At 72.6% G+C, this 23700-nt stretch carries 23 protein-coding genes, 1 tRNA gene and 1 riboswitch; of the genes, 5 read left to right on the top strand and 19 right to left on the bottom strand.

The window, feature by feature from the left end; genetic code table 11:
• Nucleotides 1-15: 15 nt before the first annotated feature.
• The 5 genes from ACRAS8_RS24670 to ACRAS8_RS24690 form a co-directional block, all read right to left on the bottom strand.
• A complete protein-coding gene (locus ACRAS8_RS24670; RefSeq protein ID WP_018539697.1) occupies nt 16-228 on the bottom strand; it encodes an FmdB family zinc ribbon protein in 213 nt (70 codons plus the stop codon).
• 73 nt (nt 229-301) lie between these two features.
• Complete coding sequence (gene dgoD, locus ACRAS8_RS24675; RefSeq protein WP_438490586.1) at nt 302-1450, bottom strand: galactonate dehydratase; 1149 nt, start codon at nt 1448-1450, stop codon at nt 302-304.
• A 161-nt stretch (nt 1451-1611) separates the two neighbouring features.
• Nucleotides 1612-2325 carry a FadR/GntR family transcriptional regulator gene (locus ACRAS8_RS24680; protein ID WP_438488177.1) on the bottom strand — a complete coding sequence of 238 codons (714 nt, stop codon included), beginning with the start codon at nt 2323-2325 and terminating at the stop codon, nt 1612-1614.
• A 222-nt stretch (nt 2326-2547) separates the two neighbouring features.
• The gene (locus ACRAS8_RS24685; protein ID WP_438488178.1) at nt 2548-3348 is read right to left on the bottom strand and encodes a DUF4383 domain-containing protein; all 801 of its coding nucleotides are present in this window, start codon (nt 3346-3348) and stop codon (nt 2548-2550) included.
• Between the two features lie 264 nt (nt 3349-3612).
• A complete protein-coding gene (locus ACRAS8_RS24690) occupies nt 3613-5001 on the bottom strand; it encodes a hypothetical protein (protein ID WP_438488179.1) in 1389 nt (462 codons plus the stop codon).
• Between the two features lie 195 nt (nt 5002-5196).
• On the opposite strand from ACRAS8_RS24690, the gene ACRAS8_RS24695 reads away from it, so the two are divergent.
• A tRNA-Val gene (locus ACRAS8_RS24695) sits at nt 5197-5268 on the top strand.
• A gap of 113 nt (nt 5269-5381) precedes the next feature.
• Here the strand turns inward: ACRAS8_RS24695 and ACRAS8_RS24700 are convergent.
• On the bottom strand, nt 5382-6299 hold the full coding sequence (locus ACRAS8_RS24700; RefSeq protein WP_438488180.1) for a DUF6907 domain-containing protein: 918 nt from the start codon (nt 6297-6299) through the stop codon (nt 5382-5384).
• A gap of 149 nt (nt 6300-6448) precedes the next feature.
• Between ACRAS8_RS24700 and ACRAS8_RS24705 the strand changes: the two genes are divergently transcribed.
• Nucleotides 6449-6949: a VOC family protein gene (locus ACRAS8_RS24705; protein WP_438488181.1), complete on the top strand. Its 501-nt coding sequence runs from the start codon at nt 6449-6451 to the stop codon at nt 6947-6949.
• A gap of 149 nt (nt 6950-7098) precedes the next feature.
• On the opposite strand, the gene ACRAS8_RS24710 is transcribed toward ACRAS8_RS24705, so the two are convergent.
• The 4 genes from ACRAS8_RS24710 to ACRAS8_RS24725 all read right to left on the bottom strand — a co-directional run bounded on the left by ACRAS8_RS24710 (nt 7099) and on the right by ACRAS8_RS24725 (nt 10941).
• On the bottom strand, nt 7099-8322 hold the full coding sequence (locus ACRAS8_RS24710; RefSeq protein ID WP_438488182.1) for a HoxN/HupN/NixA family nickel/cobalt transporter: 1224 nt from the start codon (nt 8320-8322) through the stop codon (nt 7099-7101).
• Nucleotides 8323-8353: 31 nt separating this feature from the next.
• Nucleotides 8354-8578: riboswitch (cobalamin riboswitch) on the bottom strand.
• A 68-nt stretch (nt 8579-8646) separates the two neighbouring features.
• Nucleotides 8647-9495 (bottom strand): alpha/beta fold hydrolase, encoded by an 849-nt coding sequence (locus ACRAS8_RS24715; RefSeq protein WP_438488183.1) that lies wholly within the window; start codon nt 9493-9495, stop codon nt 8647-8649.
• Nucleotides 9492-10118, bottom strand: coding sequence for a MarR family winged helix-turn-helix transcriptional regulator (locus tag ACRAS8_RS24720; protein ID WP_438488184.1), 627 nt, complete (start codon nt 10116-10118; stop codon nt 9492-9494). The genes ACRAS8_RS24715 and ACRAS8_RS24720 overlap by 4 nt, the downstream gene beginning before the upstream one ends.
• Nucleotides 10119-10284: 166 nt before the next feature.
• Nucleotides 10285-10941, bottom strand: a complete 657-nt coding sequence (locus ACRAS8_RS24725; RefSeq protein WP_438488185.1) for a nucleoside/nucleotide kinase family protein — start codon at nt 10939-10941, stop codon at nt 10285-10287.
• Between the two features lie 106 nt (nt 10942-11047).
• Here ACRAS8_RS24725 and ACRAS8_RS24730 point away from each other — a divergent pair, with 106 nt between their 5' ends.
• The gene (locus ACRAS8_RS24730) at nt 11048-11623 is read left to right on the top strand and encodes a TetR/AcrR family transcriptional regulator (RefSeq protein ID WP_438488186.1); all 576 of its coding nucleotides are present in this window, start codon (nt 11048-11050) and stop codon (nt 11621-11623) included.
• A 25-nt stretch (nt 11624-11648) separates the two neighbouring features.
• On the opposite strand, the gene ACRAS8_RS24735 is transcribed toward ACRAS8_RS24730, so the two are convergent.
• On the bottom strand, nt 11649-12812 hold the full coding sequence (locus ACRAS8_RS24735; RefSeq protein WP_438488187.1) for a methyltransferase: 1164 nt from the start codon (nt 12810-12812) through the stop codon (nt 11649-11651).
• A gap of 260 nt (nt 12813-13072) precedes the next feature.
• Between ACRAS8_RS24735 and ACRAS8_RS24740 the strand changes: the two genes are divergently transcribed.
• Complete coding sequence (locus ACRAS8_RS24740) at nt 13073-14026, top strand: universal stress protein (RefSeq protein WP_438488188.1); 954 nt, start codon at nt 13073-13075, stop codon at nt 14024-14026.
• A gap of 119 nt (nt 14027-14145) precedes the next feature.
• Here ACRAS8_RS24740 and ACRAS8_RS24745 read toward each other — a convergent pair whose 3' ends face one another.
• From ACRAS8_RS24745 to ACRAS8_RS24755, 3 genes are all read right to left on the bottom strand, one after another.
• Nucleotides 14146-14787 (bottom strand): DedA family protein, encoded by a 642-nt coding sequence (locus ACRAS8_RS24745; protein WP_438488189.1) that lies wholly within the window; start codon nt 14785-14787, stop codon nt 14146-14148.
• A 149-nt stretch (nt 14788-14936) separates the two neighbouring features.
• A complete protein-coding gene (locus ACRAS8_RS24750) occupies nt 14937-15404 on the bottom strand; it encodes a DoxX family protein (protein WP_438488190.1) in 468 nt (155 codons plus the stop codon).
• A 333-nt stretch (nt 15405-15737) separates the two neighbouring features.
• The gene (locus ACRAS8_RS24755) at nt 15738-16400 is read right to left on the bottom strand and encodes an HAD-IA family hydrolase (protein ID WP_438488191.1); all 663 of its coding nucleotides are present in this window, start codon (nt 16398-16400) and stop codon (nt 15738-15740) included.
• Between the two features lie 501 nt (nt 16401-16901).
• Here ACRAS8_RS24755 and ACRAS8_RS24760 point away from each other — a divergent pair.
• Nucleotides 16902-18992, top strand: a complete 2091-nt coding sequence (locus ACRAS8_RS24760) for an MDR family MFS transporter (RefSeq protein WP_438488192.1) — start codon at nt 16902-16904, stop codon at nt 18990-18992.
• Here ACRAS8_RS24760 and ACRAS8_RS24765 read toward each other — a convergent pair.
• The 5 genes from ACRAS8_RS24765 to ACRAS8_RS24785 all read right to left on the bottom strand — a co-directional run bounded on the left by ACRAS8_RS24765 (nt 18982) and on the right by ACRAS8_RS24785 (nt 23668).
• Nucleotides 18982-19545, bottom strand: coding sequence for a GNAT family N-acetyltransferase (locus tag ACRAS8_RS24765; RefSeq protein ID WP_438488193.1), 564 nt, complete (start codon nt 19543-19545; stop codon nt 18982-18984). The genes ACRAS8_RS24760 and ACRAS8_RS24765 overlap by 11 nt on opposite strands.
• A 95-nt stretch (nt 19546-19640) precedes the next feature.
• Nucleotides 19641-19970, bottom strand: coding sequence for an antibiotic biosynthesis monooxygenase family protein (locus tag ACRAS8_RS24770; protein WP_221909273.1), 330 nt, complete (start codon nt 19968-19970; stop codon nt 19641-19643).
• 207 nt (nt 19971-20177) lie between these two features.
• Nucleotides 20178-21653 carry a glycine betaine/L-proline transporter ProP gene (gene proP / locus ACRAS8_RS24775; RefSeq protein ID WP_438488194.1) on the bottom strand — a complete coding sequence of 492 codons (1476 nt, stop codon included), beginning with the start codon at nt 21651-21653 and terminating at the stop codon, nt 20178-20180.
• A gap of 460 nt (nt 21654-22113) precedes the next feature.
• Nucleotides 22114-23136: a CU044_5270 family protein gene (locus ACRAS8_RS24780; protein ID WP_438488195.1), complete on the bottom strand. Its 1023-nt coding sequence runs from the start codon at nt 23134-23136 to the stop codon at nt 22114-22116.
• The gene (locus ACRAS8_RS24785) at nt 23129-23668 is read right to left on the bottom strand and encodes an RNA polymerase sigma factor (protein WP_438488196.1); all 540 of its coding nucleotides are present in this window, start codon (nt 23666-23668) and stop codon (nt 23129-23131) included. Before ACRAS8_RS24785 ends, ACRAS8_RS24780 begins: the two co-directional genes overlap by 8 nt.
• Nucleotides 23669-23700 lie beyond the last annotated feature (32 nt).

Below are 23700 nucleotides of genomic sequence, written 5' to 3' on the forward strand. Positions count from 1 at the left end.
CGGGCCCGGCCGGCGTCAGCCGCAGCAGCCGCCCCCGCAGCAGCCGCCGCCCCCGCCGCGCGGGGCGGCCGGGGCCGCCGCGGTCCCCCCGACGGCGACGGTCGAGAGCAGCTTGACGGTGTCCTCGTGGCCGTCGGGGCAGACGGCCGGGGCGGACGACTCGGCCATCGGCCGGTTCAGCTCGAAGGTGGTCCCGCAGGGACGGCAGCGGTATTCGTAACGGGGCATGCGCCCAGATTACGGGGCGCGGCCAGGTTGCGGGCATGCCCGCCGGGGCGGCCGGCGGTGTGCGGGGGGCTCGTCACCATTCGGCGAGGCCGCCGTCCTCGTACCGCCAGACCGGGTTCCGCCAGGCGTGGCCGCCCGCCGCGTCCGCCGCGCGCACGGCCGCCTCGTCCACTTCCACCCCGAGCCCCGGCCGGTCCGTCCGCAGCAGCGCGCCGCCGTCGAAGCGGAACGGCGCGGGGTCGGCGACGTAGTCCAGCAGCTCGGCGTCCCGGTGGTAGTGGATGCCCAGGGACTGCTCCTGGATGAGGAAGTTCGGGGTGGTGAAGGCCACTTGGAGGCTGGCGGCGAGGGCGACCGGGCCGAGCGGGCAGTGCGGGGCGAGATGGGCCCCGTAGGTCTCCGCCAACGCGGCGATCCGGCGCAGCTCGGAGATCCCGCCGGCGTGCGAGACATCGGGCTGCACCACCGCGATCCCGGCCTGGAGCGGGGTCAGGAATTCACGGCGGGTGTAGAGGCGTTCACCCAGTGCGAGCGGAATTCCGGACGCGTCGACGAGGGAGGGCAGCGCGTGCGTGTGGTCGGGGAGGACGGGCTCCTCGACGAACATCGGCGCGTATTCCGCCAGCAGCGGCAGCAGTCTGCGGGCATTGGAGGGGGAGACACGGCCATGGAAGTCGAGGGCGAAGTCCCGGTCGTCGCCGAGGACTTCACGGGCGGTTTCGGCGCGCCGCAGGCACGCGCGCACCTCCGCGCGGGTCGCCAGCGGGGACAGCCGCCCGCAGCCGTTCATCTTGACCGCGGTGAAACCCGCGGCGATCTGCGCGGTCAGCGCGTCCCGGATCTCCGCCGGCTCGTCGCCTCCGACCCAGGCATAGGCCCGCACCCGCTCGCGCACCGGCCCGCCGAGCAACTGGTGGACGGGCAGCCCGCAGTGCTTCCCCTTGATGTCCCACAGCGCCTGGTCCAGGCCGGCGACGGCGGAGGAGAGCACCGGGCCGCCCCGGTAGAAGCCGCCTTTGGTCATCACCTGCCAGTGGTCCTCGATACGCGCCGGGTCCTGCCCGAGGAGATATTCCGCCAGCACCGCCACGGCTGCCCGGACCGGCTCGGCCCGCCCCTCGACCACCGGCTCGCCCCAGCCCACGACGCCCTGGTCGGTCTCCACCCGGACGAACAGCCAGCGCGGCGGCGCGAGAAAGGTCTCGACACGGGTGATCTTCAGGGAGTCGGCCATGGCGCGGGGCCCGTCCTTCCGTCGCGGCGTCCGTCGGGGGCGTCTACCCACGGAGGCGTGGGCGTTCGCCTACGGAGAGATGCCCACTCGCCGGGAGGAGCGCACTCACTCGCCGTGGGTGCCCGCTCGCCGGGACGCCCGCCCGGGCCCTACGGATGCTCGCGCGCCGACTTGTCGAGCAGTTCCAGCATCGCCATGTACGCCCCGTCCAGGTCCCGGTCGCGTACGGCCTCGGCCACCGCCGCGTGCACGGTGTGCGGATGCTCGAAGGCTCCGGAGGTGTACACCTCCCGGCCGCGCTGGATGATCACGGGCACGATCACCCGGTGCATCTGCGCGTAGAAGCGGTTGTTGGACGCGAGCAGCATCGCGGTGTGGAAGGAGGCATCGGCCCGGACGAGCAGCACGGGATCGTCCTCGGTCGCGGACATCGCGCTCAGCGCGGCGTTGAGCGCTTCGAGGTCGTCGTCGGTACGCCGCTCGGCGGCCAGCGCGGAGGCCGCGGGCTCGATGGACCGGCGCAGTTCGAGCATGTCGGCGAAGAAGTCGGACGACGCACCGGCCGCGAGCTTCCAGCGCAGCACGTCGGAGTCGAGGAGGTTCCACTCCTCCCGGGGCCGGACGTACGTGCCGTGGTTCTGGCGGGTGGCGAGCAGGCCCTTGGTGGTCAGCACCTTCACCACCTCGCGCAGCACGGTCCGGCTCACGCCCAGCTCCGCCATCAGCTCCGGCAGGGCGAGCACGTCCCCCTCGCCGTAGCCGCCCTCGAAGATCCGCCTGGCGAGCGCCTCGACGGCCGCGCCGTGCGGCCCGTGCCCCGCATACGAGGCGGGATTCCCCAACTGCCCCATGGTCGCTCCCACCTGCCCGGTGCTCCCGGCTCCCGGCTTCCGGAGTCGCGCGCCCGCCGGCCCGCTGCTCCCGGGTTCCACAGGTCCGCATGCCCGAAGTCCGCGTGCCCGCACGCCGGTTACGCCGGCCGCGCGCCTCCGTACGCCTCCGCACACCGACCGCAACCGTCAGAGCGCACCGAGCAGCACAGCAGCACATCCTTTTCCCGTTCGCCCCTCACGGCTCCGCGGACTTCACAGCTCCTCGGAGCTGCCGGCCGGGGGCGCTCCGCCGGGACGCGTGCCCGCCGCACCCTCGCCAGAGGTATCCGCAGAGGTATCCGCGCGCGCACCGGTGTGCGCACCGGTGTGCCGGGGGTGCGGCCCGGTGCGGCTGGTGCCCGGGCCGAGCGAGCCGAGCCCGCCGTGCCAGGAGCCCTGCATCCGCCTCCGCGCCGACTGCCGGCCGGCCGTCATCCCGGACACCGGGTGCAGCTCCCCGCTGGCGAAGCGTTCGGCCTCCTCCGGATGCCTGGCGCGCCAGTACGGGTTGTCGTGCGACAGCCCGCCGCTGACCCGCCCGTACATGCCGAACACCAGCAGCAACAGCCCCACCACGAAGCTGAAGAGCACGTTCTGGATCTTGAAGGCGAGGAAGTTGGCGTCGGTCTGCAGCAGCCCCAGATTCACGAACCCGCTCAGCAGGAAGAGCCCGCCGAGCACGATGTTGAGGGTGGAGGCGAAGTTCCCGCCGACCACCATTCCGGCGAAGAGCACCGCCCCGACGACGATCGAGAGCACGCTGAGCGAACCATTGGTGTTCAGCCCGGCCACGGTCGCACCGCCGGTGTCGAAGAACCCGATGTGGTGGGTCAGGCCGAGGATGCCGAACGCGACCAGCACCAGCCCCATCAGGCCCGCACCGATGCGGTAGACCCGGTTCAGCCGGTGGTCCACGGGCAGGTGCTCGTTGATCTGGGCGCGCCGCCGCTTGAACCGGCGGAGGGGGTTGGTGGGCCTGTGCAGCACTTGGCCAGGTGCACCGGTAGCAGCCATCTCCGGCCTCCTTCGCGCAGTCGAACCGCCTGGGCCGTACTCAGTCCGGTACTCAGTTCAGTCCAGGTCTCCAGCATCCGACACACGGGGATTTCGTGCCATCGCGGAACGCACGGTCTGCCGTTGGCAGAACGCACGGCCCGCCCTTGCGGAACGCGGAGACCCGCCGTTGCGGCACGCGGAGGAAGGGAACAACGAGCTCAGCGGCTACCGCTACTCGCCGTCACCCTCTCAACGTCCGCCGCCCGCCGCCGCCCCGCCCGCTCATCGCGCCGCCCCGCCCCGCTCATCGCGGATCTCCTGCACCACCCGGGCCGCCGTCTCCCGCACCGCCTCGGTCTCGGTCAGGAAGTGCCACCAGTCCGGGTGGCGCCCCTCCAGACCCGCGACCGCCCGATCCAACCGCGCCACCGCCTCGTCCAGCGGCCCGGCGTGCCGCGGATCGGGCGTGCTGCGCCCGGCCATCGCCAGCCGCTGCGCGTCCCGGACCGCGAACCGCGTCCGCTCGATCTCCTGCTGCCGGTCGGCCGCCACCGCGTCCAGCCGCCGCAACCGGTCGCCGGCCGCCGACACCGCCTCGTCGGTGGTGTTGAGCAGCGCCCGCGCGGTCGCCAGCCGGCTGGTCGCGTCCGCCCAGCGCTGCTCCGTACGGGCCTGGCCGGCCTCCTGGAGGGCGGTCCGGGCCTGCTCGACGGAGGTCACCGCCTGGTCGGGCACCTTCTGGAGGTCCTGCCAGCACGCCGCGCTGTACCGCCGCCGCAGCTCACTGAGGACGGGGGCGACCTGCTGCGCACGGGTGGTGATGGCGTCCGCGCGGGTCCGCAGCGACACCAGCCGCCGGTCGATCTCCGCGGCGGTCGCCGGCAGCCGCTCGGCCTCCGACCCGATCGCCCCGGCCTGCCGCTGCACCTCCTCCGCACGCCGGATGGTCTCCGGTACGCCGTGCTGTGCGGCCCCCTGGTTCAGCTTGGTCAGCTCCGGGCCGAGCGCCGCCAGCCGCGCCGCGAGGTCGTCCGCGCGCAGGCCCTGCCCCCGGACCGCGTCCAGCGCGTTGCTCGCCGCCAGCAGCGCCTGCCGGGCCTGCTCCACGGCCGGGGCCACCCGCGCCAGCTGGGTCTCGGCGTTCTGCAGCAACGGCGCGAGGCTCTGCGCGAACCAGTCCAGCTCGCCGCGGACCCGCTCCAGCTCCTCCCGGGCCCGGGTCAGATCGGCGCGCGCCCGCGCGAGCGCCGCGCCGTCGATGTCGTCCCGGTCGAGATCATGGGAGTCGACGGCGGTGATGTACCCCTGGCTGACCTGGTCGATCCGCCGGCCGAAGCTCTCGTACTCGGCCGCGGCCTGCCGGGCCCGCGGGGAGTCGTCGACGGCCGTGATCGTCTCCACGGAGATCCGCAGGTCGCGGTGGGCGGAGTCGAGCTCGTAGAACGCCGCCGCCGCGGCGTCCTTCGCGGCCTGCGCGTCGGCCCGCTGGCTCTCCCCGCGCCCGAACCACCGCCGGGTGCCGCCCCCGGCGAACGCCATCGGCGCCACCGCCACCAGCAGCGGCAACGGCAGCAGGACGAGCCCCACGGCCTCCCGCGCCGCCCGGCCGAACCGGCTCCCGCGGGCGCGCCGGCGGTCCTCCCGCCCGGACTGCATGTGTGTCGCCGTCACATCCCTCTCCCGATCGGATCGCCCCAGGACCGGCTGACATTCTCCCACCCACCCGAACGAACATCCCGGCCGGTGAGTTCTCACCCCCACCCACCACCCCGCCCCCCCGTGCGCACGCCCACACCGCGCCGTTCCGCCCCTCGGCCCGGGTTTGCAGTCCTGGCCCCAGGGCAAGGTAGTCTGTCGGCTCGTCCAGGGCGCATAGCTCAGCGGTAGAGCGCTGCTCTTACAAAGCAGATGTCACAGGTTCAAATCCTGTTGTGCCCACCGCGCTGACCAGCGAAAACGCAGAAAATGCCCTTCCGGATCATGCTTCGGAAGGGCATTTTTGCTTTTCGGGGGACAGGCGAGCGCTGTTGAGCCGCCCGCCTTCTGACCGCTCAGGCGGCGTCCTTCCCCACCAGCCACGACGGCGGCTCGGGTGGTTCACCCGCCTGGCGAACCTCGGCGCCGCTCGGGGCGGTCAGTTCCCGCTGCGTTTCATGCACCTCTGCGAGCAGCTGCGTCACCAGCTCCTCCAAACGCGGCCCGGTGGTGTCTTTGGGGACCGTCACCCAGACCGGTCCGCCGTGTCGTGTGTCGCCTACAGCGTGTCCGCGGAACCCCTTCACGTGGCGTTCGCGTTCGACGATCCGCACACCGCAGTAGTCGATCGGCTCCTGCAGGGACGCCATGGCATCCGGTTGGGCATACTCACGCCCCTGCGCGATGAACTCGTTGAGAAGAGCGCGCAGTTGGTCGGCTTCCTTGAACGTCATGGATACGTGATGCCGCTTCTCGCTGTTACCGATGTCGAGACCGATCTGAGGCAGCCGGGCGTGCGGCACGTGTTCCATGACGAGATCGAGCGACTCGGCCTCTCGCCCCCCTTTCGTGCGGATCACGGGTTGGAGCTTCAGCTCCATGCTGCTCTCGGGCGCGGCATGGAAGTGGTCGACGAGGAGTCCGGTCGGGGTGTGCTCCTCCGAGTCCCGGTACTCGCACCAGGGTGGGCAGGGGGCGACGAGTTCGAGCGGGTGAGTTGCCGGCGCATAGTGGTCGACCGACTCGGTCGCGCCGCCGAGGATGACGGTGTCGTACCGGTGCCGGAGACCGCGCAGCCGCAACGCGAAGTGCTCCAGGCCGGCGATGAACGAGCCCAGGGCGGCGCTGTCCAGCTCGGACGTGCCGTCCGTGGCCGAGAGCCGGAGCCGGGGCGGCTCGCCGCAGGCTGGGGCCCCGGTGACGCGTCCGAGTGCCTCACGGGCGCCCGGACCAGCGATGTTTTCACCTCCGCCGATGTCGGCTCGAGGGGGCAAGAACGATCAAGTCAAGGCGGGGGCGATTTGGGGGGTTTGGTGTTTGGCGGGAGGTGGGTATGGTGGGGGGTGACTTGAAGATTCAAGTAAATTGGTTTTGGGGGCGCCGGCGGTGGGTGTTGGTCGGCGTGACGGGGAATGGAGGGTTGATGTCTGTACGGCGGCTCAATCACGCGGTGTTGTACATCCGTGAGGTGGCGCGGTCGGTGGCGTTCTACACCGAGGTGCTGGGGTTCACGGTCGACATGGAGATTCCGGGGCGGGCGGCTTTTCTGCGTGCGCCCGGTTCGGACAACGACCATGATCTGGGGCTGTTCGCGGTGGGGTCGGACGCGCCCGGGCCGGAGAGCGGCCGGATCGGGCTGTACCACCTGGCCTGGGAGGTCGGGACGCTGGGCGATCTGGCGGCGATCGCGGCGGGGCTGCGGGAGCGGGATGCGCTGGTGGGCGCCAGTGATCACCTGGTCTCGAAGTCGCTCTACGCCCGGGACCCTGATGGTAACGAGTTCGAGGTGATGTGGCGGGTGCCGCGGGAGGACTGGCCGGGCCCGGACGTGGCGGACAGGGTTCGGCCGCTCGATCTGGCGGCGGCTCTGGAGCGCTGGGGCCCCGACCTGCTGACGGGCGCGGCGGCGGGCTCGGCCACCTGAGGCGCCACGGGTGGGAGGCGGTGGGCGGCAGGCGTTGGCGGCAGGTGCCGGGTGCCAGTTGCCGGTGTTGCTGCACCTGTTGAGTGCTGGGGCGGGGCGGCCCGTCCCTTCCGTGGTGGGGCGGGCCGCAGTCCGGCGGGTGAGGGTGGTTATGGGGCGTTGGGCTCGTCGGCGTGAGGTGCTGGGGCGGTGGCCTGGGTGACTGGGGTGGCCTGGGTGGGCTTGATGGTTGCCGTGCGGGCGGTCCAGCGTTTTTCGACGCCACCGAAGCGCCAGTACGCCAGCGCCGCGGCCCACACCACGATGAACAGGCCGACGATGACGAAGCCCACGTTGTCCAGGTCGAGGGAGGAGATCCCCGAGGTCAGCGGGTCGTCGAGGCCGAGCTTGTCGTGCAGGACGGTCACCAGCTCGATGGTGCCGATGAGGAACGCGACCGCGATCGACAGGCCGGTGATGGTGAGGTTGTAGTAGACCTTGCGCACGGGGTTGGCGAACGCCCACTGGTACGCGAAGTTCATGAACGTGCCGTCGAGCGTGTCGAACAGGCTCATCCCGGCGGCGAACAGCAGCGGCAGGCACACGATCGCGTACCAGGGCAGGCCCGCCGCGGCGCCGCTGCCCGCCATCACCATCAGCGTCACCTCGGTCGCGGTGTCGAAGCCGATGCCGAAGAGGAAACCGAGCGGGAACATCTGTCCCGGGCGGCTGATGGACTTGGTGAGGCGGCCGAGAATCCGGTTCATGAAGCCCCGGGAATCCAGGTGCTGCTCCAGTTCCCGCTCGTCGTACGCGCCCGTCCGCATCGCCCGGAAGACCTTCAGGATGCCGACCAGGGCAACCAGGTTGAGGGCGGCGATGAGGTAGAGGAAGGTGCCGGAGACGGTCGTGCCGACGAGGCCGAGCGTCTGGTGCGTACGGGAGTTGTCGTTCATCAGCGCGCCGGCGAGCTGGGCGCCGCCCGCCACCAGCGCGGCCATCACGACGACCACGCTGGAGTGGCCGAGCGCGAACCAGAAGCCCACCGAGACCGGCCGTTTGCCGTCGGCCATCAGCTTGCGAGTGGTGTTGTCGATCGCCGCTATGTGGTCGGCGTCGAAGGCGTGCCGCATGCCCAGGGTGTACGCGGTGATGCCGAGCCCGGCGCCGAACACCTGGCTGCCGACGGTGTAGTGGCCCGGTACGACCAGGAGGAAGAGCACACCGAAGGCGACGATGTGCAGCGCGGCGATCACCGCCATCAGGCCGGCGGTACGGACGGTGTCGCGGCGTTGCCAGCGGAACGATCCCGGGGATCCGGGTATGCCGACAAGGGGGTCGGGGGTGTTGCGGGGGGAAGGGGAATTGTCCGGCGTGTCAGTGGACAGGGCCATGCGGCCATCACGCTCCAGCACCTCGTGGATCACTTCGTGAGATGCCGTGGCCGGTCTCCTGGCTTACGGGTACCCGCGTCCACCCCGCCTTCCCGGCCGCAGGCTGCGGTCAGTGGCGTCGTGCGCGCACGGTGCGCGCACGGTGCGCGCACGCAGAGGGGCGGAAACTCCCCGATCACAGTGGCGAGGGCCGCGCCGGCCTGGGACACGAGGTCCTGCACCGGTCTTCCCGAACACCACGGCCCGATCACTGTAGCGGGCATGACCGAGAACCGGCCATGAACGCCCCGCTCCGGGCGGCCGCCGGGGCGGGGCGGGCCGCGTTCAGAGGTCCAGGGACGACAGGAAGGCGTGCAGTTCCCGGTCGAAGAGCGGGGTGTTCTCAAGGTTGACCATGTGACCGGCGGCCGGGACGCGTATGCGGCGGGCGCCGGGGACCTGCAGTGCTATGGCGTGCGCGTTGGCCGAAATGTCGGTGGAGTCGAGGTCGCCGTCGAGGACGGCGGTCGGCACCCGTATCTCGCCCAGGCGTTCCGCGGCGCCGACCTCCAGTGGCATGCCGGCGCCCACGCCGTCGGCGTGCACCTCGACATTGGCGGACGCGGAGGCACGCATCCGCTCCCGGAAGCCGGGGTGCACGGCGGACGGCGCACGGTACGGCCCGTCCACCCACATCCGCAGGAAGTGCTCCACATAGCGCTCCGCGCCGTCCGCTTCGCCGACCGCGGCGACCTGCTCCCGGATGTGCTCCAGGATGAAGGGGTCGGTGAAGGCGCGGCCGCTGATGCCGGGCGCGGCCAGGAAGAGGGCGGACACCCGCGCCGGGTGGGCGAGCGCGGCGTCCAGTGCGACCCGGGAGCCGTGCGAGAGGCCGATGAGAACGGCCCGGGGTATGTCGAGCGCGTCCAGCAGGGCCACCAGATCGTCGTGGTTGGCCCAGTCGCCGGTCACCGTGGAGGAGAGGCCGTGCCCGCGGGAGTCGTAACGGACCACCCGCAGACCGGAGTTGACCAGCCAGGCGAACTGCTCGTCCCACATGTGCTGGTCGAGCATCCCGCCGTGCAGCAGTACCACCGCGGGCCCCGACCCGGCCGTCTCGTAGAACAGCTCGCCGTCGTCGATCGGCACGGTGCCGTTGTCGATCTCGGACCATGCCTGGAAGTCGTGGGTCATTCTGCGGGACCTTCTGTGGGCGTCGGGCGGTCGGTCGGGTGGGCGGGCGCCGCTGGCCGGTGCCCGGTTGCGGGCGGTATCACGGCCTGTGCGGCGTCCGGGGTGGTGGCGTCCCGCTTTTCGGGATTGCCGCTTTCCTCCGAGGGAACGCGCGAGCCGTCCGCCAAGTGCCGGAATTCCTCGCCGAGCCGATCCAGGACCCGCAGTGCCGCGCGGACCTCACCGGTCGACAGGTCGGCCAGCCCGCGGCGGAGTTCCGCCGCCTCGGCGTCCTGTATCCCTCGCATCACCTCCGTGCCCTCGTCGGTGAGCCGGATCAGGGACGAGCGGCGGTGAGCGGGATTGGGGGCCGTCACGACCAGGCCCAGCTCCGCCGCGTGGTTCACCCAGCGCTGCACCGGCTGGCGGTCCAGGCCCAGTGAGCGCGCCAACTGCGGGACGGTGCGCGGCCCGTGGTAGCGCAGCGCGTCGAGCAGGGCGTGCTCGCCGGCGGTCAGGCCGGTGCCTTCGAGCTCGCGCTCCACCGCGCGCACGATCGTCCGGTGCAGCGGCCACAGGCGTCGGATGACGTCGTACAGCAGTGCTTCGGTGCCCTCGTCGGCACCCCCCTCGATGACACTCATGCTGTCATGATGACATCTCCGGTGTCGATTTGGAAGAGGTGTGGAAGCACGGGCGGAAGTGCGGGCGGAAGCAAAGCGCCGCCGCACGCTGTGGAGTTGGCCGGCGTCATGTAGAGGTGGGTGGCGTCATACGGAGTTGGGGGGAGTCGTGCGGAGTTGGGCGGGGTCAGTCGTCCAGCGGGGGTGGGGCCTCGTCCTCGGTGAAGGAGACGACGAGGTCGGCCCGGGGGCGGGTGGCCGCCACGAGGCGGGCGTTGGCCTCGTCGGAGCTGCGGACGAAATCCTCGGCGTCGACGCGCAGGCGGCCGAACCGCTCGTGGCGGTCGATCAGCCGCCGCACCCGCTCCCGGGCGTCCAGCTCCATGAACCAGACCTCGTCGAGCAGTTCACGGATCCGCGCCCAGGGATCGGAGTGCAGCAGGAGGTAGTTGCCCTCCGTGATGACGAGCGGGATGTGCGGCGCCACCGGGATGCTGCCGGCGACCGGCTCCTCGATGCGGCGGTCGAAGGCCGGGGCGTAGACGGGCGTGCCGGGTTCGGGGGAGCGCAGACGGGCCAGCAGGGCGGCGTAGCCGGCGGGGTCGAAGGTGTCCGGCGCGCCCTTGCGGCCGGTACGGCCCAGGCGGCGCAACTCCGCCTCGGCGAGGTGGAAGCCGTCCATCGGGACGAGCGCGGCCTGGCCGGACAGCTCCGCCGCCAGCCGGATGGCGAGGGTGGACTTCCCGGCGCCCGGCGGCCCGGCGATGCCGAGCAGCCGGCGCCGGCCGGGCGTAGCGGAGGCGGCGAGCCGGCGGGCCCGGGCGACGAGGTCGTCGAGGTTCATGATGGGACCATCGTGCCTGATGGGCCGGGGTGGTCGCCGGGCGGCCGGGCCGGTTCGCCGGGCGGAGTCCGATTCCGTCCGGTGCGCGGCCAGTAGCATCGTCGGCATGTCCCCGTCCTCCGTCCCCTCCGCACCGCAGCGCCGGCCGCGCGCCGACGCCGAACGCAACCGCGGCCGGGTGCTGGAGGCCGCGCGGGAGGTGTTCAGGGCGTCCGGCGACGAGGCGCAGATGCCCGAGATCGCCCGTGCCGCGGGCGTCGGCATCGGGACGGTCTACCGCCACTTCCCCAGCCGGTCCGCCCTGATCGCCGCCGTGGGGGAGCAACGGCAGGCGGAGATCGTCGAGTTCGGGCGCAGCCGCTGCCTGGCGTGCCCGACGGCGGCCGAGGGGCTGGTCGCCTACCTCACGCACATCGGGGAGGTGCTGAGCACCGAGCGCGGACTGTCCGCGGCGATCGAGGCGGCGTTCGGCTCCACCGAGCCGGCCGGGGAGGGGCGGGAGCGCGCGGAGGAGGTCGCCGCGCAACTCCTCGCCCGCGGCAAGGAGGAGGGCACGGTCCGGGCGGACGCCGAGGTCGCGGATGTGGTGATGGCGGTGTGCGGGCTGGCCGCGGTGATCCGGAACGGCGCGGGGGACTGGCACCGTTATGTGCGCATGGTCTGCGCCGGGTTGCGGCCCTAGCTGCGTGCTCTGCGCGCCGTCCCGGCTACTCCGCCGTGCCCAGCCGCCACAGGGACGTGACCTCGGCGGCGCGGGCCACGTGCAGCGGGTCGGAGGTGTCGCGGGCGCGCGGGTGGCGGGGGGCGATGTCGAGCCGGCCGAGGACGGTCAGGCCGCCCCGGGCGATGGCGTCGAGGAGTTCGTCGCGCGACCGCAGGCCGAGGTGTTCGGCCAGGTCGGAGAGGATCAGCCAGCCCTCGCCGCCCGGAGTCAGATGGTCGGCCAGACCGGTCAGGAAGCCGTGCAGCATCTGGTTGCCGGGGTCGTAGACCGCGCGCTCCACAGGGGAGGTGGGCTTGGCGGGCACCCACGGGGGGTTGCAGACGACGAGCGGGGCCCGGCCGGCCGGGAAGAGGTCCGCCTCGACGACCTCCACCTGATCCGCGACGCCCAGTCGTTCGGTGTTCTCCCGGGCGCAGGCGAGTGCGCGCGGATCCTGGTCGGTGGCCACGATCCGCCGTACGCCGCGGCGGGCCAGTACGGACGCGAGCACGCCGGTGCCGGTACCGATGTCGAACGCCAGCTCCCGGCCGGGCAACGGGGCCCCGGCCACCAGGTCGACGTACTCGCCGCGGGCCGGGGAGAAGACCCCGTAGTGCGGATGGATCCGGTCGCCGCCGAGGGCCGGGATCTCCACGCCCTTGCGGCGCCATTCGTTGGCGCCGATCAGCGCGAGCAGCTCCCGTAGGGAGACCAGGGTGGCAGTGTCCCCGGTGGCACCGGCGGGCAGCTCCGTCCCGTCCGGATCGCCGTAGGCGCGGGTGCATGCTTCGCGGACGTCGGGGGCGCGGTGCAACGGGACGGCCAGGTCGGCGGTCAGCGGGATGAGCAGCATGCCGAGAATCCGGGCGCGCTGGTTCTGGGCTGCGCGGTGCAGGTGAAACGCCTGGGTGACGTCGGCGGGCGGGTTCTTGCGCGGGCGGCGGTCGACGCGGCGGGCCAGCGCGGTCAGCAGCTGGCGGGCGTTGTGGAAGTCGCCGCGCCACAGGAGCGCGGTGCCCTCGCAGGCGAGCCGGTACGCCTCGTCGGCCCGGGTGCGGTCGTCCGCGACGACGATCCGGCGGGGTGGCCGGGCGCCGTTCTCGGAACGCCAACGGGCGGTACGGACCTGCTCGTCCTCGGTCCATTCGACGACCGGGGGGTGGTTCACCGCAGTGTGCCTCGCGTCAGTGGTTCGGGCCCGCGCCCCCGCTGGGGAGAGGGAGGGGCGGGTGGTGACGTTCGACTCTACTCCGTGCCGGGGGCGGGACCTTTGTCCCTGTCATGGCCGTCGGGACGGGGGGAAGGCTGGGGACAGCCGGCCGAAAGTTGTCCAGTGTCGCCACGCGGTCAAACGGGGCGCGGCCGTACAGGGGCGGCGGGCCGGCGTCCGTCGACGGATACGGGTGCGAGTTCCTGGTGGAGGCGTGTATGGGCACCTTGCCGGTCATCGTCGGCGTGGACGGGTCGCTGGACAGCGAGCGGGCGTTGCGCTGGGCGGCGGATGCGGCCCGGGCACGGGCGGCGCCGCTCCAGGTGGTGCACGTCTGGCCGTACGCCACCGCCGAGCGGGCCGCGGCCGGTGAGCAGGGCGGCGATCCGGTGCTGGCCGGCCTGCGGGACCGGCCCTTCCTCGCCGGGCTGCCGGAGGTGGCGTTCCGCGGGCTGAGCGGGCCGGCCGACGCCGAGCTGCCCGCCCTCGGTACCGAGGGCCAACTGCTGGTCCTGGGATCGCGCGGCCGGGGCGGCTTCGCCAGTCTGCTGCTCGGTTCCAACGGCCTGGCCTGCGCCGCCCGGTCCGCCTGCCCGGTCGTGGTGGTGCCGCGCCCGGACCGCGCCGGCGCCGAGCGGGGCCCGGACGGCGAGGCGGTGCCGCCGGCCGTCCGCCAGGTGACCCTGGGCATGGACCCCTCCTCCGACGAGCCCGCCGCGGTCGGCTTCGCGTTCGCCGAAGCGGCCCGGCGGGGCGCCCGCCTCCAGGTCGTCTCCGGCTACAACTGGCCGATGCTGCTACCGCCCGCCTTCGAGTTCGCGGCGGTCTACGAGGGCACGCAGCAGCAGTACGAGGACGCGCTCGGCGTGCAGTTGGTGGACGCGATCGCTCCGCACCGGGCCCGGCACCCGGAGGTCGAGGTGGCGGTGCGGCTGCGTGCCGAGGACGCCGCCGGGCAGTTGGTGGCGGCGTCCGCCGGCAGCGATCTGGTCGTGGTGGCGCGGCACCGGCGCCGGCTGCCGATCGGCCCGCGGCTGGGCTCGGTGGCGCACGCGGTGCTGCTGCACGCGGTCTGCCCGGTCGCCGTGGTGCCGGAGACGCCGGCTGCGGAGGGTGGCGCCGAGCGCGGTGGCACCGAGGACGGCGGTTCGGCGGGCGCTTCCGGGATGTGAGGCGCGTCTGGGACGTGAGGTGAGCGCGTCCGAGGCATGAGGCGGACGCTTCCGGACGTCGTTACCGCTGGCCCCCTGCCGCGGGCCACCGGCCCCTGTCGCGGGCGCTCGCCCGTCAGTCAGTGCGCGGCGGTCTCCCGCTCCGGGCGCCGGACGAGGTAGGCGGCCACCGAGCCGGCGACGAAGAGCGCGAGGACGGAGAGGGCGGTGCTCACCCAGGACGTGCCGAGCCAGTGGCCGCCGAAGTAGCCCAGGCTGACGCTGTAGGAGGCCCAGGCCAGCCCGGCCAGCGCCGACCAGGGGAGGAACTCGCGCACCGTCCGGTGGGCCACCCCGGCGCCCAGGCTGACCACGGAGCGTCCGGCGGGCGCGAAACGGGCCAGTACGACGATGCCGCCGCCGCCCCGGGTGAGCGCGGCGCCCAGCCGCTGCTGGGCCGCGGACAGCCGACGGGAGCGGCCGATGGCGCGGTCGAAGCGGTCCCCGCCGCGCCAGGCCAGCCGGTAGGCGACCAGGTCGCCGAGGACCGAGGCGGCGGCCGCGCAGAGCACCAGGGAGGCCATTTCGGCCAGGTGGTTACCGGTGTGGACGGTGGCGGCGACGTCTGCGGCGGCGGGGCCGGAGCCGGCGGCCGTGGTGGCCGCGGTGATCACCAGGACCCCGCTCGGCAGGATCGGGACGAAGACATCGAGGACGATCGAGAGGCTGACGACCACGTACACCCACGGGGTGCCGCTCAGCGACCCCAGGCTTTCCAGCAACGTCCTGCTCCCGGTCCGAACCCGCCGCGACGTCGCTCGGCGCGGCAGGGGCGGCACTACGGCCATACAGCGTACGCCTGGCCGGAAACACACCATGGGCCGGGGCGGCGAAACGCTCCGCCCCGGCCCATGGCCGCCGTCGAGGCGCGTCAGACGGTGCTCGGCGCGCGCTCGCCGGCGGGCGCCTGCTGCGCCGAACCGCCGAAGAAGAGCCGGTCCAGCGCCCACGAGCCGGGGCCGACGAAGACGATCAGCAGGAACGCCCAGGAGAACATCGCGGCCGCCTCGCCGCCGTTCTGTATCGGCCACAGAGCGTTCGGCTGGTGCATCGAGAAGTAGGCGTAGGCCATCGAGCCGGAGCTGACGAGGGCCGCCGCGCGGGTGCCCAGGCCCAGCATGACGAGGAGGCCGCCGGCCAGCTGGATGACCGCGGCGTACCAGCCGGGCCAGGTGCCGGTCGGGACGGTGTGACCGGGGCCGGCTCCCATCGCGCCGCCGAGGATGCCGAACAGCGAGGAGGCGCCGTGGCTGGCGAAGAGCAGGCCGACGACGACGCGGAAGAGCGCCAGGACGTGTGGCGTGTTCTTTTCGGTGAAGGAGCTGAGGGGAGCGGACATGCGGTGACTCCTAGTTCTTCGGTCTTCGGGGACGAACGGACGCGGGGGACGGGCGCGCCCGCCGGAGTCTTGAGATTAGGCCGACCTAACTAGTACTTGCAAGTTCAACAGTCTGCCAATAGGGGACCTATTGATCCGAACCAATCCGAACCAAGGGGTCTGACTTAAGGGGAAGGAGCCTGAATCAAGGGGTAGGGGCGGTGTCGGGTGGTACGGAGCGCCGACATGACTGATGGCCGACCGGTACGCGGGAGGGCGTGCCGGCCGGCCATCAGGGGGCGGCTCAGGTGTCGAGCTATGGCTGCGGGCTGCGGGCCGTGGCTCGGGTGTGGATCAGGCGGTGATCCGGACGGCGATTCCGCCGTCCGCCAGGCCCTCGATACGGACCTGGGTGAGGTCGCGGACGTGGGCGGTGGGGGCGAACGCGGCGGCGCGGTCGCCGACCCCGATGACCCGCATCCCGGCGGCCCGCCCGGCCTCGATGCCCACCTCGGAGTCCTCGAAGACCAGGCAGTCCTCGGGTGCGAAACCCAGTTCGGCGGCGCCCTTGAGGAAGCCCTCCGGGTCCGGCTTGCTGGCGCTCACGCTCTCCGCGGTGATCCTGACATCCGGCATGGGAAGTCCCGCCGCGCCCATGCGGGCCTCTGCCAGTGCGGCGTCGGCGCTGGTCACCAGGGCGTGCGGGAGCTGGGCGAGGGCGGTCATGAAGGCGGGCGCGCCGACCACCGGCACCACGCCCTCCATGTCGGCGGTCTCCTGCTCCAGCATCCGGCGGTTGTCCGCGACGTTCTGCTCCATGGGGCGGTCCGGCAGCAGCGCCGCCATCGTGGCCCAGCCCTGCCGCCCGTGGACGACCTTGAGGACGTCCTCCGCGGGCAGTGACTGCTCGGCCGCCCAGCGGCGCCAGCAACGCTCCACGACGGCCTCGGAGTTGACGATCGTGGAGTCCATGTCCAGCAGCAGGGCGCGGGCTATGAGCGTGGTGGTGGCCGTCATCGGCGGGCTCCTGGGCGCGAGGGGCTGGCAGCGAACTGTCAGGACGTGCAGGGCAGGAAAAACACAAGCGGTCCCGCCCGCCGGTCAGGGAGTGCGGGCGGAACCACTTTGTTTTTTCACGATACAAAACGGGTGTCGGCGCGACAACCGTCCGGCCCCCTCGATCGGCATGGCATTCGTCACGGTCAGGCGGACATGTCGCACCTTGTCGGGTCTGCGGTGGGCCCGCGGTAGGCGGTGGGCCGGTCTGGGCCGGAGCGGGCCGGGCTGAGCCGGAGTGGGCTGCCCCCCACCCCCTCGCCCGCCCCCTCGGCGGGCCATATCGGGTGGAACCGCCCACGATGGAGACACGATGGAGAGAAGCCCGGACGGCCGGGAAGCCGACCGGACGCGGTCGTACGCGCCCACGCCCACCCCGAGTGCCGACGCCCGCGCCCTGAGCGACGCCCGCGCCCCGAGGAAAGACCACGCACCACGCCGGACACGAGGGAGACGACGCTCATGGCGCAGGACACCAGCGCTCCCGCCGTCGCCGGCGAGGACCGGTCCCGGCGGACGGTCCTCGTCTCGATCGGCGCGCTGCTGCTCGGCTTGCTCATCGCGGCACTCGACCAGACCATCGTCGCCACCGCGCTGCCCACCATCGTCAGCGACCTGGGCGGCCTCGAGCACCTCTCCTGGGTGGTCACCGCCTATCTGCTGGCGTCCACGGCCGCGACGCCCCTGTGGGGCAAGCTCGGCGACCAGTACGGCCGCAAGAAGCTGTTCCAGACGGCCATCGTGATCTTCCTGATCGGTTCGGTGCTCTGCGGCCTCGCGCAGAACATGGTCCAGTTGATCGGTTTCCGGGCACTCCAGGGACTGGGCGGCGGCGGTCTGATCGTGCTGTCGATGGCGATCGTCGGCGACATCGTGCCGCCCCGCGAACGCGGCAAGTACCAGGGGCTGTTCGGCGCTGTGTTCGGCGGCACCAGCGTCCTCGGGCCGCTGCTCGGCGGGCTGTTCGTGGACCACCTCAGCTGGCGCTGGGTCTTCTACATCAACGTCCCCATCGGCGCCGTCGCACTCGTCGTCATCGCGGCCGCGCTGCACATACCGGCCCGCCGCACCCCGCACCGCATCGACTACCTGGGCACCGCGCTGATCGCCGCGGTCGCCGCCTGCCTGGTCCTGATGACCTCGCTCGGCGGCGTCAGCTACCCGTGGGCCTCCTGGCAGACCGCCCTGCTCGCCGGACTCGGCGCGGTGCTGCTCGCGGCGTTCGTCCGCGTCGAGCGAAGGGCCGCCGAACCCGTCATCCCGCTGCGCCTGTTCACCCTGCGCACCTTCACGCTCTGCGCGGTCATCGGCTTCGTCATCGGCTTCGCGATGTTCGGCTCGATGACGTACCTGCCGACATTCCTCCAGGTCGTCCAGCGGGTCTCGCCGACCATGTCCGGTGTGCACATGCTGCCGATGGTGTTCGGCATGCTGCTCTCCTCGACGGCCTCCGGGCAGATCGTCTCCCGCACCGGCCACTACAAGGTCTTCCCCATCGCCGGCACCGCCGTGGTCACCCTCGGCCTGCTGCTCCTGCACCGGCTCGACCCGTCCAGCGGCGTCGCCCTGATGAGCACCTACTTCTTCGTCTTCGGCTTCGGGCTCGGCCTGGTCATGCAGGTCCTCGTCCTCATCGTGCAGAACGCCGTGCCCTACGAGGACCTCGGGGTGGCCACTTCGGGCGCCACCTTCTTCCGCTCCATCGGCGCCTCGTTCGGCGTCTCCATCTTCGGCACGATCTTCGCGGGCCGGCTCGGCCCGCGGGTCGCCGACGCCCTCTCCGGCGCGACGCTGCCGCCCGGCGTCTCGCCGTCGGCGATCGCCGAGGACCCGCGGACGATCGGCAAGCTGCCGCCCGCGCAGGCCGCCGGCGTCCTCGGTGCCTACTCCACCTCCATCACCGACGTCTTCCTCTACGCTGTCCCGGTCGTCCTCGTCGCCTTCGCCCTGGCCTGGTTCCTCAGGGAGGAGCCGCTGCGCGGCAGCGTCACCGCCCCCGACACCAGCGAGGTCCTCTGTTCCAACCCGGTCGAGCGGTCGTCCCGTGAGGAGGTCGCCCGTGCGCTCTCCAAACTGGGCAGCATGGAGGGCCGCAAGGACATCTACGAGAAGATCACCGCCCGCGCCGGCCTGGACCTCAAACCGGCCGCCAGCTGGCTGGTGTTGCGCATCCAGCGCTGCGGTTCGCTGGAGCCGGGGCTGCTGGCGGAACGCAGCCGGGTGCCGCTCGGTGTCGTCACCGAGGGCGTCCGGCAGATCGAGGAACGCGGGCTGGCGCGGCGCGAGGGGCTGATGCTGCTGCTCACCGACCGCGGGCGGGAGGCCGCGGAGCGGCTCGCGGCGGCGCGGCAGCAGTCGCTGGCGCAGCTGCTCGGCGACTGGTGGACCGTGGACCGGCCCACCGATCTCACCGAACTCGTCCAGGAGTTGACGGCGGAGCTGTGCGGCTCGGACGGGGAGGAGCCGCACGACGGCGACGCCCGCCGGCCGGTGCCGCGCACCGCGGCCCGCACCACACCCCGCTCGCCCCGGCCGCCCGACCTCACCAAGTGACCGCCGTCTCCGCCCCGTCGGCCCCCGCCCCCTGTCGCGGTGCGGTCAGCCGCTTCTCGAAGAAGATCTCCGCATACGGATCACCGAAGTGGTACGGGGCGATCTCGACGTAACCACGCCGGCGGTACAGCGCGATGGCCTCGGTCAGATCCAGCCGGGTGTCCAGCCGGATCCGCTCGGCGCCCAGCCGCGCCGCGGCCGCCTCCGCGGCCCGCAGCAGCCCGCCGGCGATGCCCAGACCGCGCTTGCCGGGCCGGACGAACACCTGCTTCAGCTCGGCGGTACGGGCGTCCAGCAGCCGGGTCCCGGCGCAGCCGGCCGGCTCGTCGCCGTGCCGGGCCACCAGCAGCACCCCGCGCGGCGGCCGCAGCCCGTCGCCCGTGTGCCCGGCCACGCCCCGGTCGATCTCCTCCGGCGTCGCGCGGCGCCCCTCGTGCAGCGTGTAATAGCGGTCGGCGACCTCGGTGTAGTACGCGCGGAACAGGGCCCGCGCCACCGGCGCGTCGACCGGCTCGGCGGCGATCGACCAGGACGGGACGGCGGCTTCACTCATGGCGGCATTCTCCCGACGCCACCGCCCGCGAACGCGACTCGATTGAGCGCGACTTGTGCCCGACATGCGAACCGCACGGACGCGTATCCGCGCGATCAGCCCTGCTTGGGCGCGGCCTGCTGCACCACCTCGAAGGACCACAGCGTCGAACCGCTCGCGGCCGGCTTCGGCCGCTCGCCGCCCTCACCACCGTGCTGGTGCGCGGCCTTCATCGGCCCCTCCATCCACGCCTGGAACGACTCCTCGTCGCGCCACCGCGTGTAGACGAGGTACTGGTCGGTGCCCTCCACGGGGCGCAGCAGCTCGAACCACTCGAAGCCGTCCGCGGAATCGACCGTCCCGGCACGCGAAGCGAACCGCTTCTCCAGCACCTCACGCTGCTCCGCGGGAACGGTCAGCACATTGATCTTCACGACGCTGGCCACAGGGCACCTCTCCTCGAATCTCCTCGAACGGACGCCGAACCGGTGTCACCACCTCATCCGGATGCCTCAGTTTCCTACACCACCCCGTCAAAGCGCCGTGAGGACGGCCCCGGTGGCGTCGGTCGCCAACGCCAACGCGGCCGGCCGCCGAGCCCCTTGGGGCAGGCGGCCGGCCGCGCGTCAGTGGTGGCGCGGGTCGCGGGCGGCTCAGCCGGTCGCGCCGGCCGTGGCCAGCTGACGGGCCTCGGCCTCGGTCTCCACCGCCGGCGGGGAGCCGGGCAGCGGCTTGCGGGCGCTCTCCGACATCAGCAGGACGGCGATGCCGCCGATCACGGCCGCCGCCATCATGTAGTAGGCGGGCACCATCTTGTTGCCGGTCGCGCCGATCAGGGCGGTGACCACCAGCGGCGTGGTCCCGCCGAAGAGCGACACCGAGACGTTGAAGCCGATCGACAGCGAGCCGTAGCGCACCTTGGTCGGGAAGAGCGCGGGCAGCGTCGAGGGCATCGCGGCGGTGAAGCACACCAGCAGCAGGCCGAGCGCGCCCATGCCCACGGCGATGGCGGCCAGCGAACCCTGCCGGATCAGCAGCAGCGCCGGCACCGACAGCACCAGGAAGCCCAAGCAGCCGGCGCCGATGACCGGACGGCGGCCGAACCGGTCGGCCAGCTTGCCCACGAAGGGCTGCACGCCCATCATCGCGACCATCACGCCGAGCACGACCAGCAGCCCGTGCGTCTCGTCGTACTTCAGCTCCGAGGTGAGGTAACTCGGCATGTACGACAGCAGCATGTAGTCGGTGACGTTGAAGACCAGGACCAGGCCGATGCAGAGCAGCATCGCCCGCCACTGGCCGAAGATCATCTCGCGGATGCCGATCCGCTTCTCGACCGCGCGCCGCTCCTTCTCGCGCGCGTGCGCCTCCCTCTCCAGCTGGGCGAAGGCCGGCGTCTCTTCGAGGCGGAGCCGCAGGTAGAGGCCGATGATGCCCATCGGACCGGCGATCAGGAACGGGATCCGCCAGCCCCACGAGTGGAGGTCCTCGGTGGACAGCAGCGCGGTCATCAGGGTGACCAGGCCGGCGCCGCCGACGTAGCCGGCGAGGGTGCCGAACTCCAGCCAGCTGCCCAGGAATCCGCGCTTCTTGTCGGGCGCGTACTCGGCGATGAAGGTCGAGGCGCCACCGTATTCGCCACCGGTGGAGAAGCCCTGCACCAGGCGGGCGGCCAGCAGCAGGATGGGCGCGCCCACGCCGATCGCGGCGTACGACGGGATCAGGCCGATGGCGAAGGTGCCCGCGGCCATCATGATCATGGTGATGGCGAGGACCTTCTGGCGGCCGATGCGGTCGCCGAGCGGGCCGAAGAACATGCCGCCGAGCGGGCGCACCAGGAAGGCCGCGGCGAACGCGCCGAAGGTCGAGAGCAGCTGCGCGGTCGGGTTCCCGGACGGGAAGAAGACATGGCCGAGGGTGACCGCGATGTAGCTGTAGACGCCGAAGTCGAACCACTCCATCGCGTTGCCGAGGGCGGCCGCCGAGACCGCGCGCTTGACCATCGCGGGGTCGACGACCGTGACCTCGCCCGGTGTCTGCGGGGCCGCCTTCCGCGGCTCGGTGGCGGCTCCGGCGCTTCTGGCGACGCCCGAACGGGACCCGGCTGCGAGGGGGGACTGCGTCGGCACGTGTTCGCTCGCCTGCGCTCTCTGGGACGACTACAAGGACCTGCCCCGCCATGGCGTGGAGGGGCAAAGGACGACCATACGGGCAGACCGGGTCATCACGGACAGTGTGCAGATGACTGCACAGTCGCCCGCCTACCCCCTCCTCGCTGGGTAAACGTGCATCCGTGAACTTTTTTCCGTGAGGTGTGTTTGTGATCCATCTCGCGGGGATCGGCCGCAACCGAGGGCGGATTGTGGTCCGCGTCACGTGACGCGCGGGCGCCCGGAGCGTGTTCGTTCGCATACGGCAACGGCATGAGAGGCGGCGGGCATACGGACCCAGAGGGGCGGATACGGAAACGGCGCGGCGGTGCGTCGCGCACCGCCGCGCCGAAGGATCGTCGCGTCCCTCCAGGATCGGTCATCGGCCCGGACCCCGCCACTCGGGCGGCGTGCCGGTGCCTCTGCCGCGGCCGGTGCTTCACGGCATCCACGCCTCGTAGGACAGCACCTCGCCCGCGCTGATCCGGAAGTCGGGCAGGGGCTTGGTGAAGGTGATCTCCGTGCCGAGGAGTTGGCCGGTGCGCGGATCGAGGATCACCATCTGGCGGGTGGCGTCAAGGGCACCGTCGGGCCCGTCGTGCACGAACGCCTGCCCGCGGCGGCCCAGTCGGTCGGTGACCGCGCCGGCCGGCCGCAGGCCCCTGGTGTCCGCCAGCATCCGCACGATCGCCGCCGTCTCCCGCGGCCCCGGTGTCCACTCCTGGCGGAACGAGGAGAGCGCCGTCAGCAGTTGCGGCACGGCCGCGGGGTCGTTGCCGCCCGACGCGCCGTAACGGGAGACGAGCAGCGCGCGCAACGCCCTCGGGTCGGTGGGCGGCTCCGTACGGGCGGCGAGCCCGCCGCGCGCTCCGCCCGAACCCGCCGGATAGGTCGCGCGGTGCAGCACCCTGCCGTCGCTGACGGTCCGCCAGCGGCCACCGTCGTCGTGGACGACCGGGCGTCCCGGATGGCGCGGGTCGGTGGCCACCACCAGTTCGGAGCCGCTGCCGTCGGCGTTCCACCGGGTGACGCGCTCCTCGGGGACGGTCACCGGGGACGCTGCGTCCGGGCCGGTCCCCACGGACAGGCTCCAGCTCTGCAGATGGCTGCCGCGCCGCGGCCCGTCCTGCGGGCCGGCCGTCCGGGCCCGGGCCTCCGCGAGGCGGGCCAGCCCGTCCAGGGACGGCTCGGCGCCGACCACGCGCGGCACGAGCGCGGACGGTGCCGCGACCGCCGGGCTGCTGCCGGCGTCGGTCAGGGTGAAGGCCAGCACCGCGACCAGCGCCAGCACGGCCGCCTCGGCGCGCAGCACCAGACGGCGGCGGGCCCGCCGGGTGCGGGCGCTGTGCAGCAGGCGGTTCAGGGCGCGTTCGGCGGTGGCGTCCAACGGGCGGTCCCGCCAGCGCCCTTCACCGGCCGGCACCGGGTCGGCCGCCCGCAGCAGCTCCAGTTCGTCACTCATGGCCGTCGCCTCCTCCTCGTACGGACACGGTGGTCCGGGTGCGGTCGATCTCCGCGCGCAGGCGGCGCCGGGCCCGGTGCAGCCGCATGGCCGCCGCGCTCCGGCCGCAGTCGAGGGCCACCGCCAGCTCCTCGACGGTCAGTTCCTCCCAGGCGGTCAGCCGCAGGACCTCCTGGTCGGCGGCGGACAGCCGGCCCAGGGCCTCGTGCACCCAGGCGCCGGGCCGCTCGGCGTCCGGGCTCTCCACGGTCTGCCGGCCGTGCGCCGCCTCGTGATTGCCCAGCCGGTGCAGCAGCCGCCGGTAACGGCCGATCCCGCGCACCGTGTTGGCCAGGCAGTTCCGGGCCACCCCGTACAGCCAGGGCAGCGGCGCGTCGGGGAGTTCGGCGCGCCGCCGCCACGCTATGGAGAAGACGTCGGCCACCACCTCCTCGACCTCGTGTGCCGGGGCGTCCAGCCGTCGCGCCACAAAGCGGCTGACCGCCCAGTAGTGCGCGCGGTAGGCCGCGGCGAAGGCGTCGTCCGTGCTCATGAAACCCCTGTGTCCGGCATCGCCCCGATCGT

It is taken from the genome of Streptomyces sp. S186, from assembly GCF_051603415.1.
GTDB lineage: Bacteria > Actinomycetota > Actinomycetes > Streptomycetales > Streptomycetaceae > Streptomyces.